8 protein-coding genes and 1 tRNA gene are annotated in these 13,551 nt (G+C 68.9%); 8 read left to right on the top strand and 1 reads right to left on the bottom strand.

Annotation, left to right across the window (positions count from 1 at the left end; translation table 11 throughout):
• Positions 1 to 197 precede the first annotated feature (197 nt).
• The 5 genes from AC1DH3_RS08390 (at position 198) to AC1DH3_RS08370 (ending at position 7,007) form a co-directional block, all read left to right on the top strand.
• Positions 198 to 890 carry a TetR/AcrR family transcriptional regulator C-terminal domain-containing protein gene (locus tag AC1DH3_RS08390; RefSeq protein WP_441419023.1) on the top strand — a complete coding sequence of 231 codons (693 nt, stop codon included), beginning with the start codon at positions 198 to 200 and terminating at the stop codon, positions 888 to 890.
• Between the two features lie 23 nt (positions 891 to 913).
• On the top strand, positions 914 to 1,144 hold the full coding sequence (locus AC1DH3_RS08385; RefSeq protein ID WP_441419022.1) for a zinc-ribbon domain-containing protein: 231 nt from the start codon (positions 914 to 916) through the stop codon (positions 1,142 to 1,144).
• 74 nt (positions 1,145 to 1,218) lie between these two features.
• Entirely contained in the window at positions 1,219 to 1,656 is a 438-nt protein-coding gene (locus AC1DH3_RS08380) for a helix-turn-helix transcriptional regulator (RefSeq protein ID WP_441419021.1), read from the top strand.
• 10 nt (positions 1,657 to 1,666) lie between these two features.
• Entirely contained in the window at positions 1,667 to 2,068 is a 402-nt protein-coding gene (locus AC1DH3_RS08375; RefSeq protein WP_441419020.1) for a VOC family protein, read from the top strand.
• Positions 2,069 to 2,471: 403 nt separating this feature from the next.
• The gene (locus AC1DH3_RS08370) at positions 2,472 to 7,007 is read left to right on the top strand and encodes an ExeM/NucH family extracellular endonuclease (RefSeq protein ID WP_476909041.1); all 4,536 of its coding nucleotides are present in this window, start codon (positions 2,472 to 2,474) and stop codon (positions 7,005 to 7,007) included.
• A gap of 245 nt (positions 7,008 to 7,252) precedes the next feature.
• On the opposite strand, the gene AC1DH3_RS08365 is transcribed toward AC1DH3_RS08370, so the two are convergent.
• Positions 7,253 to 9,217: an FAD/NAD(P)-binding protein gene (locus AC1DH3_RS08365; protein ID WP_476909040.1), complete on the bottom strand. Its 1,965-nt coding sequence runs from the start codon at positions 9,215 to 9,217 to the stop codon at positions 7,253 to 7,255.
• Positions 9,218 to 9,291: 74 nt separating this feature from the next.
• Between AC1DH3_RS08365 and AC1DH3_RS08360 the strand changes: the two genes are divergently transcribed.
• The 3 genes from AC1DH3_RS08360 (at position 9,292) to AC1DH3_RS08350 (ending at position 13,533) form a co-directional block, all read left to right on the top strand.
• On the top strand, positions 9,292 to 11,532 hold the full coding sequence (locus AC1DH3_RS08360; RefSeq protein ID WP_476909039.1) for a prolyl oligopeptidase family serine peptidase: 2,241 nt from the start codon (positions 9,292 to 9,294) through the stop codon (positions 11,530 to 11,532).
• 141 nt (positions 11,533 to 11,673) lie between these two features.
• Positions 11,674 to 11,761: transfer RNA gene (locus tag AC1DH3_RS08355), tRNA-Ser, on the top strand.
• Positions 11,762 to 11,880: 119 nt separating this feature from the next.
• Complete coding sequence (locus tag AC1DH3_RS08350) at positions 11,881 to 13,533, top strand: phytoene desaturase family protein (protein WP_476909038.1); 1,653 nt, start codon at positions 11,881 to 11,883, stop codon at positions 13,531 to 13,533.
• The last annotated feature ends 18 nt before the right edge of the window (positions 13,534 to 13,551 follow it).

Below are 13,551 nucleotides of genomic sequence, written 5' to 3'. Positions count from 1 at the left end.
GCCGAGGGCTACAGCAGCTGGTACTTGAACGCCATGCACGGGGCGCCAAGCGGGTCCGGATGCCGCAGTACGGCAACATCCAGGATGTATCTACAATGTAGACAATAGGCGTAGACTTCACTGTAAGCAAGCTTGTTGATCAATTTCCAGGGACGGCCCCGTTGTGGGACCGGCCCCTCCCGACAGGATCGGATTCCATGTCCCCCGCAGAAAAGCCGGCGCCCGCCCCGGCTCCCAAGAGCCGCCTCAGCCGGGAGCTTGTGCTGTCCGCGGCCCTGACGCTGGTTGACTCCGAAGGACTGGACGCGCTCACCATGCGCCGGCTCGGGCAGGAACTCGGCCGGGACCCCATGAGCCTGTACCGCTACGCCGAAAACCGCGCCGCCCTGCTTGACGGCGTCTCCGAACTCGTCCTCAACGAACTCGAAATCGTCCCCGACGACCCGGACTGGCAGGCCCAGCTCCGGCGCATCGCGCACTGTCTGCGCGAGCTCGCGCTCCGGCACCCGAACGTTGTGCCGTTGCTCGTAACACGCCCCCTGTCCACGCCCCTGGGACTCCGGCCGCTGGGGACCCTGCGTCCGCTGGAACAGATTCTCGCGCTGCTGATCGACGCCGGCTTCGCGCCGGCCGACGCCCTGCACGTCTATCGCGCCTACTACGGCTACCTGTACGGCCACATCCTCAATGAACTGCAGGAATTCATCGTGGATCCCGAGGAAAATGAGGCTCTTCTCCGCCTGGGCCTGCACCGGCTGCCGCCGAAGGAATTTCCCCGACTCCGGGCCCTGGCGCCGGTCCTCGCCGATTACGACGGAATGGCCGAGCTGGACGAAGGCATCACCATCCTGCTGACGGGCCTTGCAGCCCGCCTGTCGCCCACGGCCTAACCGCTTTCGAAAGGTGCCACGCAATGTTCCTCCTTTTCGGCCTTAAGACTGTCCTCAACGACCTGCCCGGACGGTTGGCCACCTGCCAGCACTGCGGCCAGTTCGTTCACCACCACCTGCAACAACGCGCCACCAAGTTCACGCTGTTTTTCATCCCCATCTTCACCACCTCCAAGACCTACCGGATCACGTGCTCGAACTGCGGCCAGATTTCGGCAATCAAGTCGCGACAGGCAAAATCTCTGGCCTGGTGAAAGACCGGGGCCGAGTAGATAGCCGGCCGGGTGAAGCATCCCGCACGGGTCCTGACCAGCGCTAAGATGGCGGCATGACACCGCAGGAGCTGGCCAACCTGGGCCACCTGCGCCGGGCCCGGGACCTCATTGACCGCGACTACGCCCGGCCGCTCGACGTGCCCACCATGGCCGCCGGCGCCCTCATGTCCCCCGCGCACTTTTCCCGCCAGTTCAAGGCGGCCTACGGCGAGACGCCCTATAACTACCTCATGACCCGGCGGATCGAACGCGCCATGGCGCTGCTGCGAGCCGGTGCCAGCGTGACCGACGCCTGCATGGAAGTCGGCTGCACCTCGCTGGGCTCCTTCAGTTCCCGGTTCACAGAGATCGTCGGGATGGCCCCCAGCGCGTACCGCGACCGGGAACACCGTGCGGTGAAGGCCATGCCGTCCTGCGTCGCCCGGCAGCACACGCGGCCGTCGCGGAAGCCGAGCAGGATTGAAGAAGCGCCCCCGCTCCCGCCGTCGTAGCGTGTGAGTCATGAACATTTCACTGCAGTACGCACAAATCACCGTCAACGACGTCGACGAGTCGCTCGCCTTCTACCGCGACGTGCTGGGCCTGGAGGTGCGCAACGACGTCGGCTCGGACGGCCACCGCTGGGTCACCCTCGGCAGCGCCGCACAGCCTGATCTGGAGATCGTGCTCTCTCCCCCGCACGCCGGCCGTTCCAAGGACGACGGCGACGCGCTCCAGCAACTGCTCACCAAGGGCGTCCTGCCCGTGATCGTGTTCCGCACGGACGATCTCGATGCCACCTTCGAGGCTGTCCGCGGCGCCGGCGCGGAAGTCCTCCAGGAACCCATCGTGCAACCGTGGGGACCGCGGGACTGCGCCTTCCGCGACCCGTCCGGCAACATGGTCCGCTTCAACCAGGCCTGAACCGGCGCTCCGGGCGGAGCCTTTCCGCCGCCCCTAACGCCTGAGCCAGGGCGCCAACTAAATCCTTTGGAAAAATTGCCACAAGAAATACCGGCCAGCCGCTTCCCAAGCGCCTACTGGCCGGTATTCTTTTGAGTGCCCGGGCCAGGGGGACGGCCGGGCAGTCAAAAAAGCTCTACCAACACCGTCGCTGGGGCACCTTGTTGGGGTTCCGTGCCGGCTGTGAGGCGTTCCGCTGGGGGCCGTCTCGCCGAATGCACACTCAATCCACCCTGTGTTCATTCACCCCTGTTTTGCTGTGCCGGGATCTGCTTGACCAGGAGCAGACCGGCCGGTCCGCGGGCCACCTACCCGGACATCGCACCCAGCCCTTACCCGGGCACCCTAATGAGAGTTAGAGCGGATGAAAATCACACCTTGGAAAACAGCGCTGGGCACAGCACTGTCCGCGGGGCTCATCGCAGCGCCGCTGACCGCTTTGCCCGCCGCCGCACTGGAGGTCTCACCGGCAGCCGCCGGAACTTCGCCGGTCATCGTCAACGAGGCCTACCTCAGCGGCGGCAGCGCCGGAGCGGCCTACAAGAACAAGTTCGTGGAGCTGTACAACACCTCGGACGCCCCGGTCGCGCTGGACGGCTGGTCCATCCAGTACCGCTCCGCCACGGGCACCACCGCCCCGAGCACCACGGTGCCCCTGTCCGGCACCGTCGCCGCCAAGGGGTACTACCTGCTAAAGGGTGGCAGCAACGGCACCGCCGGACTTGATCTGCCCGCCGCGGACGTCACCGCCACCGGCTTCAACCCGGCCGGCGCCGGCGGAACGATCGTCCTGGCCAAGCAGGCCACCGCCCTGACTACGCTGGCCACCGGCTCCGTCGTCGAACCCACGAACGTCGCCGACCTGCTCGGCTACGGCAGCTCCAACACCTTCGAAACCCAGGCGGCAACGGCGCCGTCGGGCAACACCGATGTCAAGAGCATGAACCGCAGCGGCGGTGCGGACAGCAACAACAACGCCGCTGACTTCACGCTTAACGGCGCCATCACGCCTAAGGCGGCCAACGGTGAAACCGCCCCGGTTGATCCGGGACCGGTCACTCCCCCGACGGCCAAGAGCATCGCGGAGATCCAGGGCACCGGCGCGGCCAGCCCGCTCGCCGGCACCTCCGTCACCACCCGCGGAAAGGTCACGGCGACCTTCCCGACAGGCGGCTTCGCAGGCTTCTACATCCAGACGCCCGGAACCGGCGGCGATCTGACCCCGGCCAACCACACGGCGTCGGACGCCATCTTCGTCTACGCGCCGTCCGCCGTCGCCGGAGTGCAGATCGGCGATTACGTCGAGGTCACCGGCGACGTTGCCGAGTACTACGGCATGACCCAGCTCAACGTCGCCGGCGCCGCCGGAGTCACTAAGCTGACGGACGCCGCCCCCGAGGTCAAGGCCACCGGCTTCGCCCTTCCGGCCGACGAGGCGTTCCGCGAATCCCTCGAGGCCATGCTGCTGACGCCGCAGGGGCCGGTCACTGTTGCGGACAACTACTCGCTGAACCAGTACGGCGAAATCGGCCTGGCCGGCGGCACCACCCCGCTGGAGCAGCCCACCGCCGTCGCCCCCTACGGCTCCGCCGAATACACCGCCACCGTCGCGGCCAACGCCGCCCGCGGCATCAAGCTCGACGACGGCGCCAGCACCAACTTCCTCAAGGACGCCACCAACAAGGCACTGACGCTGCCGTACCTGACCACCGCGGATCACGTCCGGGTGGGCGCGCCGGTGACGTTCAAGACCAACGTGGTGCTCAGCTACGCCAACAGCGCCTGGAAGTTCCAGCCGCTGACCCAGCTGACCGCCGCCAACGCGGACACGGTCCAGCCGGCCGGCTTCGGCGCCACCCGCGCCGAGGCCCCGACGGCGGTGGGCGGCAACCTCAAGCTTGCCTCGTTCAACGTGCTCAACTACTTCCCCACCACCGGCGACCAGGTCGCCGGCTGCAAGTTCTACACGGACCGGGCGGGCAACCCCATCACCGTCAGCGGCGGCTGCAACGTCCGCGGCGCCTCGAACGCCGAAAACCTCAAGCGCCAGCAGGACAAGATTGTTGCCGCCATCTCCAAGTCCGGCGCCGACGTCGTCACCCTGATGGAGGTCGAGAACTCGGCCCAGTTCGGCAAGAACCGGGACGACGCCCTGGCGAAGCTGGTCGACGCCCTGAACGTCGCAACCCCCGGCATCTGGGACTACGTCCGCACCCCCGCCAACGCACCCCCGCTGGCCGATGAGGACATGATCCGCACCGCCTTCATTTACAAGAAGGCCGCGGCGGAGCCGCTGGGCGAATCCATCATCCACAACGACACAGCTGCCTTCGCCAGTGCCCGCAAGCCGCTGGCCCAGGTCTTCAAGCCGGTCGGCGCGGCCGATGACAAGAAGTTCATCGCGATCGCCAACCACTTCAAGTCCAAGGGCTCGGCTGCAACGCCGGACGACACCGACAAGGGCCAGGGCGCCTCGAACCTCGCCCGCACCGCCCAGGCGCAGTCCCTGCTGGCCTTCTCCGACGAGCTGCAGAAGTCCAAGGGCACCAACAAGGTCTTCCTAATCGGCGACTTCAACTCCTACGCCAAGGAGGACCCGATCAACGTCCTCACGGCGGCCGGGTACGTCAACCAGGACGAAAGGGCCAAGAACGCCGACGGCAGCGCCAAGCACTCCTACCTCTTCGGCGGCCTGGTGGGCTCACTGGACCACATCCTCGCCTCGCCGGCGGCCAACGCCGTCGTCACCGGCGCGGACATCTGGAACATCAACTCGGTGGAGTCGGTGGCGCTGGAATACAGCCGCTACAACAACAACGTCACCGACTACTACGCTCCGAACCAGTTCCGCGCCAGCGACCACGATCCGGTCGTCGTCGGACTGGACCTGCCCACCACCCCGGCCAGCGTTGACCTGAACTTCCTGGGCATCAACGATTTCCACGGCCGCATCGATTCCAACACGGTGCTGTTCGCCGGAACGATCGAGAAGCTCCGGGCCGCCGCGGCCCCCGGCGCCACCGCGTTCCTCTCCGCCGGCGACAACATCGGCGCCTCGCTGTTTGCCTCGGCCGTCGCCAAGGACCAGCCGACCATCGATGTCCTTAACGCCCTGGACCTCCGCACCTCGGCCGTGGGCAACCACGAGTTCGACGGCGGCTGGGCCGACCTGCGCGACCGGGTCATCGCCGGCGGCGGCAACGCAAAGTTCCCGTACCTCGGCGCCAACGTCTACCAGAAGGGCACCACCGAGCCGGCGCTGCCCGAATACACCGTTCTGGACATGAACGGGATCAAGGTCGCCGTGATCGGCACGGTCACGCAGGAAGTGCCGTCCCTGGTCACCCCTGCCGGGATCGCGGACCTTGAGTTCGGCGATCCCGTCGATGCCATCAACCGGGTCGCCGCCAAGATCAAGGCGGGCAAGCTCGCCGACGTGATCATCGTGGAGAACCACGACGGCGCCGGTTCCGGCACTCCCGAGGGCGCCACCCTGGAGCAGGAGGTCGCCGCGGGCGGCCCCTTCGCCAAGATGGTCAAGGAAGTCACCCCGGATGTCGCCGCGATCTTCAACGGCCACACCCACAAGCAGTACGCCTGGGACGCACCCGTGCTGGATTCTGCCGGGCAGCCCACGGGCAAGACCCGTCCGATCGTCCAGACCGGCAACTACGGCGAGTTCATCGGACAGATCCAGCTCACCATCGACACCAAGACCATGTCCGTCACCGGCTACAAGGCGGCCAACGTCAAGCGCACCACGGACCCGGCGGCCGACCTGGTCGCCGCGTACCCGCGGGTGGCTGCGGTCAAGACCATCGTGGACAAGGCCGTCGCCGACGCCGCCGTGATCGGCAACCAGCCGGTCGGCAAGGTCACCGCGGACATCACGACGGCGTTCGGCGGAACCCCCGCCGTGCGTGACGACCGCGCGAGCGAATCCACGCTGGGCAACCTCGTGGCGGACTCGCTCGTGGACGCGCTCAAGGCGCCGGAGCTCGGCGCCGCAGAAATCGGCGTCGTCAACCCGGGCGGCCTGCGCAACGAGCTCTACTACGCACCGGACGGCACCATCACCTACGCCGAGGCCAACGCGGTCCTGCCGTTCGTGAACAACCTTTGGACCACCACGCTCACGGGCGCGCAGTTCAAGACGTTGCTGGAGCAGCAGTGGCAGACCAACCCGGACGGCACGGTCCCCAGCCGCGCCTACCAGCAGCTGGGCCTGTCCAAGAACGTCAACTACACCTACGACGCAGCCCGCGCCGCGGGTGACCGGATCACCGCGATCCGGGTCAACGGTGCGCTGATCGATCCGGCGAAGTCCTACCGGATCGGCACGTTCAGCTTCCTGGCCACCGGCGGCGACAACTTCCGCATCTTCAAGTCCGGCACCGGCACCAAGGACTCAGGGCTGGTAGACCGCGACGCGTGGATCAAGTACCTGCAGACGCACACGCCCGTCTCGCCGGACTTCGCGCGCCGTTCCGTGGCCGTGGTGAACACCACCGCGGCCGAGGTCAAGAGCGGGGAGCCGATCACCCTGGCGGTCTCCAAGCTGGACCTCACCTCGCTCGGCAGCCCGGCCAACACCTCGCTGCGGGCCGAGTTCGCCGACGCCGCGGGCACCGTGACCGCGCTCGGGACGGTGCCGGTTTCCGCCGGCGCGGCCACCGTGAGCGTGCTGGTGCCGGCCGGCGCTGTTGCGGGCACGGGCACCCTGGTGCTCACCGCCGTCGAGTCCGGCACTGTGGTGAAGGCGGACGTGCTGGTCGCGGCCAGCGTGCCGGTCCCGCCGCAGTGCACCGCGCCGGTCAAGCCGAAGCGGCCCGCGGACCTCGTGGGTCAGGCCAACTACGGCACGGCAATGGCCGCGTACCGGAAATGCCTGAAGGGCTAGTTCCGTAGCCCAGCCTCAGTGAGCATGCCCCTCCCCCGGCCGGAGCGGTGGACATATTGTGCAAGTGTCCACTGCCCGGCCCGGGGAGGGGACATGCTCATTTTTCGTTGGCCCTGGGGTCGGCCACTCCACTAACCCGGGCGGGGCTGCTGTGGCGGATGAGGCACCATCCCTCGGACTGGATCCGGACCCGGACGAACGCTCCGAAACCCGCGGCATCCACCCCGGCGCCGAGAACCAGGGCGCTACCGGGCGAGGATGTCCCGGGCAATCTCGTCAGCGTCGCGCAGCGTGCGCTGTCCGCTGCGGTAGACCGGCCCCTGCTGCTGCCGCGCCTCCGCGGCGATGGCGGTGCCCCATTGCGCGGCGGAGAGCTGCAGGCCCAGCACGTAGATCCCCTCCGTGACCGATCCGTTCGCACCGACGGGCCGGTAGGGATGCGGGAGCACCTCCAGCCCGGAACTCTGCACGGGCGTGCCTTCCACGCTCATCGTGAGGCGCGGGCGCACCAGGCCGTCCGCGAGCAACTGCTCCAGCAGCGGCGACGCGTTGATCGCCACCCGGTTGGCAGGGGCCAGCGCCTCAATCAGCACCGCGGCCTGTACTGCCTCACCGCCGCCGCCGTCCCGCCCGGCCACCCATGGGGAGGCGGCCGTGAACGCCCTGGCCTTGCGGTCGACGCCGAACTTGGGGTCCGGTCCCACGAAGCTGACCACGCCGGCGCGGGCCAGGGCCGCAAGCTGCTCGGCACGGAGGGCCGGCGGGCCGCTCGCGAGCCCTTCCACGAAGGACTCAAACCAGCCGCGCAGGCCGGCGACCCAGGACTGTTCGGTGATGCCGCCGTCGGCCACGGCCGTCTTCAGCACTGCCCGGCCGTGATGCAGGGCGCCGATCGCCATCTTCACCGGATCGTCCTCACCGAGCGCGGAGCGCCTCGCGTCGTCGAGCAGATAGTCGACGACGGCGGCATCCAGTTCCGCCCGGGACGCGAAGCTGCGGCCCGCCAGCGGCGCGGCAAGTCCCAGCAGGTCCAGCCGGTAGGCAGGGCGGACGTGGGCGTCGATCACCGCGCCGGCGGCCTCTTCCCACTTCACGGTGGAGTGGGCGTGCGGCTGGAGCGCCTCCTCCAGTCCGGCCAGGAAGCCGGCCGGGTCCGCGCCCACGGCGTCCGGGTGCGTGCGCGCCAGGGTGGAGTAGTAGGCCCACACGACATCCCGGTGCAGCAGGGGCCACAGGTCGTGGTCGAAAGCGGGCAGGATCCCGGCGGCGGCGAACTTGGCGAGCGCATCCTCGGTGCAGTACCTCAGCGACACCGCTGCCGGGTAGTAGCCGGCCAGGGTCGCCTTCGCCCGGTACGGGGTTCCGCGGCGCGAGGCGGCGATGATGGACGGCTCCCGGCCGGACGGCAGGTACGTCAGCCCCGCCCCGTCCGGTGCGGGCAGGAATTTGCCGCCGCGGCCCTCGGTCAGCTGGCCCATCACGTCGAAGAAGTTCAGGCCCATGCCCCGCACCAGCACCGGCTGGACGGCGGGAATTCCGGACCAGTCAACGTCGGCCGGGGCGGCCGGCGGCAGGTACTTCAGCCCGAGTTCGTCCGCCGCCGCCTGGAGCTCACGCTGCTCCGGGTTGAGACGGGAGTCCAGGTGGCCGAGCGCCAGCACCACGGACCCGACGGTGAGTTCGGTACCGTCGGCGAGGGCGACGTCGAACCCCGCGTTCCCGGGGCCCGCGGCCGGCCGGACCGAGGTCGCGGTGGTCTGATGGAAATCCACGGTGACCCCGGCGGGCAGCTTCTCCAGCAGCTCCTCGAGCGTGGACCTCAGGTAGCGGCCGTACAGCGCACGGCTGGGGAAGTCGGCGGAACCCAGGCCGGACAACTCGGTGCGTTCATCGGCCGACAGTGCCGGGTCCGGATCCTTCCGCTGCAGTTCCCGCCACTGGTCAAAGGTGCGCCCGGCCAGCGGCGCCGCGAGCTGCGGATCCTCGGGGACCACCGTGGGATAGAAGGACTGGGTGTTCATCAGGTAGAGACGGGACTGTCCGGGCTGCCAGACGTGGCCGGGGCCCGCGGGATAAGGGTCGATCACGTCGATGTGCAGGCAGGCTTCAGGGGTGGTCGGGGCCCAGTTGGCGAGCAACCGCTCCAGCGCGCTTGTACCCCGGGGACCGGCGCCAATCAGTGCCGTCCGGATGCTCTGCGATTTACCCACGGCATCCAGCGTATCCGCATCCGCGCTGCCGCCTTGACTTGCCTGCCCGGCACCGGTGTTGCTTGGATGGGCCCATGACCACCACTTCAGCTGAGTACCCCACCGCGCCCGGCGAGCCCTCCGGCGCGCTTTCCGGGACCGCCCCCGAACCCGTCGATGAGAACATCTGGCTGGAGGAAATCTACGGCGAGGAACAACTGGCCTGGGTCCGGGAACAAAATGCCCGCACCGAGGAACTGCTGGAGGATGCCGAGTACGGCGAACTCGAAGACCGGATCCTGGAGGTGCTGGACTCCACCGATCGGATCGCCATGGTGGGCAAGCACGGCCAGTGGTACTACAACTTCTGGAAGGACCGCGAGAATCCCAAGGGCCTGTGGCGGCGCACGGACTGGGAGAGCTACCGGGCGGGTTCCCCCGCGTGGGAAACCCTGCTCGATGTCGACGCCCTGGCCGCAGCCGAAGGCGAGGAATGGGTCTTCCACGGCGCCAGCTTCCTCCGCCCCGCGGCCGGGCAGCCGCACCGGCTGGCCCTGCTGGCGCTCTCCCCCGACGGCGGCGACGCGAACCGCTACCGGGAGTTCGACGTCGAGACCCGCAGCTTTGTCGACCCGGCCGAGGGCGGCTTTGACCTCCCGACCGCGAAAGGCAACGTTTCATGGCTGGACGCGGACACCCTGCTGGTCGCCAGCACGGCCGCGGGACTGCCGAAAACCACCTCTTCCTACGCCCGGACCGGCGTGGTCCTGCGCCGCGGCGAGTCACTGGCCTCGGCCGAGCGGCTGTTCGAAATCCCGGAAGACCACATGATGGCGCTCCTGGCGCACGACTCCACCCCCGGCTTCGAGCGGACTTTCGCGGTGGACTGGATCAGCTTCTTCGAAAAGCGCACCTCGGTACTGTGCGACGGCGTCTGGGTCGAGCTGGACGTGCCCGAGGATGTGAACCTTAGCTCGCACCGGGAATGGCTGCTTTTCCGTCCGCAGGGCGAGTGGACCCTGGACGGAACGAGCTACCCGGCCGGGTCCCTGCTGGCGGCGCGCTTCGATGACTTCCTGGCCGGCAGCCGGGAACTGTCCGTGCTGTTCACCCCGGATGCGCACACCTCCCTGCAGTCCTGGAGCTGGACCCGGGACTTCCTGCTGTTGAACCTGCTCCGCGACGTCTCCTCCGAGATCCGGGTGCTCGATCCGCAACGGCCCGGGGCGGACGTCGCCTGGGCCTCCAGCGTGCTCGATGCCTGCCCGCCGCTGCATGACGTCAACGCCTACGCCGTGGACGATGAAGACGGCAGCGACGACGACGGCGACCGGAGTGGCGGGGCCGGGAACGACTTTTGGCTGGTCGCCACCGGGTTTACGACGCCGAGCACGCTGACCCGCGGCACGCTCACGCGCGCCGGGGCGGACGGCGTCGTCAGCACGCACGAGGTGGTCCGGACCGCGCCGTCGTTCTTCGACGAGGACGCCTACGAGGTCCAGCAGCACTTCGCCGTGTCCAAGGACGGCACGCGTGTGCCCTACTTCCAGATCGCCGCGAAGGGCCTGGTGCTGGACGGGCAGAACCCTACGCAGCTCTCCGGCTACGGCGGATTCGAGATTTCCCGCACCCCTGCCTACAGCGGCGCCGTCGGTCGGGCCTGGCTGGAGCGGCGCACGGAGGAATCAGCGGGCGCCGTGGGCGACGTGCCGCACAGCCGGGGCGGCGTTTACGTGGTGGCGAACATCCGCGGCGGCGGCGAGTACGGGCCGTCGTGGCACCGCGCCGCGCTGCAGGACAAGCGGCACCGCGCCTACGAGGACTTCGCCGCCGTGGCGCAGGACCTGATCGCGCGTGGCGTGACGTCCCGCCAGCGGCTGGGCTGCGTGGGCGGCTCCAATGGCGGCCTGCTGGTGGGGAACATGCTCACCCAGTACCCGGACCTGTTCGGCGCCGTCTCCTGCGGGGTGCCGCTGCTGGACATGCGCCGGTACAGCAAGCTCTCCGCGGGGTACTCCTGGATTGCCGAATACGGCGACCCCGATGTGCCCGAGCAGTGGGAGTTCATCCGGACCTTCTCGCCCTACCACCTGCTCCGCGACGGGGTGGAGTACCCGGAGACCTTCATCTGGACCGCCACCTCGGATGACCGTGTGGGTCCCGTGCAGGCCCGCAAGATGGCCGCCCGGATGCAGGCCATGGGCATCCCCAATGTCTGGTTCCACGAAGCGCTCGAGGGCGGCCACGCCGGCGCCTCGGACAACCGCCAGGCCGCAGCCCTGCAGAGCCGCAGCCAGCATTTCCTCTGGCGCGCCCTGGCGGGCCGGGCGGCCTAGGTGTAATTCCCACGGACGGGCAACGCGGGGTCACTTACGACCCATCCCGGGCGCTTGGACCGGCCGTAAGTGACCCCGCGTCGACCGTTTTGCACTGCATGGCCCCTTCTGCGTATCCTTGGTTGGCTAGTAATAGCAATTGGAGACGTGCCAGAGCGGCCGAATGGGCTTCACTGCTAATGAAGTGTGGGGCACAACTCCACCGGGGGTTCAAATCCCCCCGTCTCCGCGTTTGGCCCCGGTCCTGGACCGGGGCCTTTTGCGTTCCCGGGGCCCTTGGTCCCGCTCTGCGCCTCCACCCGGGCGAGCTTCGTCCGTGACGGGCCGGCCGGATGGCAGGATGGGCGCATGTCGACCAACCACGCGTTTGACGCGATCATCGTAGGCGGCGGCCACAACGGCCTGGCCGCGGCGGCGTACCTGGCCAAGGCCGGCCGGAAGGTCCTGCTGCTCGAAAGGCTCGACCAGCCCGGCGGCGCCGCGGTGTCCGCGCAGGCGTTCGACGGCGTCGGGGCACGGCTCTCGCGTTATTCCTACCTCGTGAGCCTGCTGCCGCAGCAGATCATCGACGACCTTGGTCTGAGGATCACGCTGGCGCGGCGGCGGTACTCCTCGTACACCCCGGACCCGGCCAATCCCGGACGGGCGCTCCTGATCGACAATGAGGACGCCGAGTCCACGGCCGCCTCGTTCGGTGCGATCGGGGCGTCCGACGACGAGTTCCGCGCCTTCAACGAGTTTTACGCCAGCTGCGGGAGGCTCACCCGGGCGCTCTGGCCCACCATGACGGCCCCGCTGCCCACCCGGTCGGCGGCGAAGTCACTCGCCCGCCTGGCCGGCGCCGCGGAGGCGTGGGAGGCCATGGTTGAGCAGCCGGTCGGGCACGCCATCGCCGAGGCACTCCGGCACGACCTGGTCCGCGGCGTGGTCCTGACCGACGCCCTGATCGGCACCTTTGCCCGCGCCGACGACGCCGACCTCCAGCAGAACATCTGTTTCCTGTACCACCTGATCGGCGGCGGGACCGGTGACTGGGATGTGCCCGTGGGCGGGATGGGCGCGGTGTCCGGGGAGCTGGAACGTGCGGCCAGGGACGCGGGCGCGACCATCCTCACCTCTGCGGAGGCCACCTCCGTCCGCCCGGGCGGCGTCGTCAGCTACCGGCACGACGGCGCACACCACACCGTCTCCGCCCCGTGGGTCCTGTCCAATGTGGCCCCCGTGGTCCTGGACCGCTTGCGCAACGCTGCGTCGGGCGGTCCGATTGCGGCCGCGCAGGGCGGGACTGCACCCGCCAAGCACGCCACGCAGAACCCGAACCATCTCCGCGAGGGCGCCCAGGTCAAGGTGAACCTGCTGCTCAAGCGGCTGCCCCGGCCGCTGGACGACGCCGTCAGTCCGGAAGCGGCTTTCGGCGGCACGTTCCACATCAACGAGACGTGGTCCCAGCTGGATGCGGCGTACGTCTCCGCCGCGGGAGGGGCTGTTCCGGATCCCCTGCCGTGCGAGATCTACTGCCATTCGTTGACCGATCCAAGCATCCTGTCCGCGGAGCTTCAGGCGGCCGGCGCGCATACCCTCACAGTGTTCGGCCTGCACGTCCCGGACCGGCTGGTGACCGCGCAGAACAACGACGCCCGGCGGGCGGAGTTGCAGGCCGCGGTGCTGCGTTCGCTTAACAGGGTCCTCGCCGAGCCGGTCGAGGAGCTGCTGCTGACAGGTCCGGACGGCCGGCCGTGCATCGAAACCAAGACCACCCTGGATATCGAACGCGCCGTCGGCATGCCGCGCGGCAACATCTTCCACGGCGGCCTCGACTGGCCATTCGTGGACGACGACGCACCCCTGGACACCCCGGCGCAGCGCTGGGGCGTCGCTACGGACGACCCGCAGCTCCTGCTTTGCGGTTCCGGGGCCCGCCGCGGCGGGGCCGTCAGCGCCATCGGCGGCCACAACGCCGCCATGGCCGTGCTGGAGTCCGGGCGGCCGCGCAGCAGCTGAGCGCGTGCAACGAAGCGC

The sequence above is a fragment of the Arthrobacter sp. 05L428 genome (assembly GCF_056397665.1).
The sequence above is the reverse complement of the archived record's forward strand: the minus strand, read 5'-3'. Positions and strand labels throughout refer to the sequence as shown.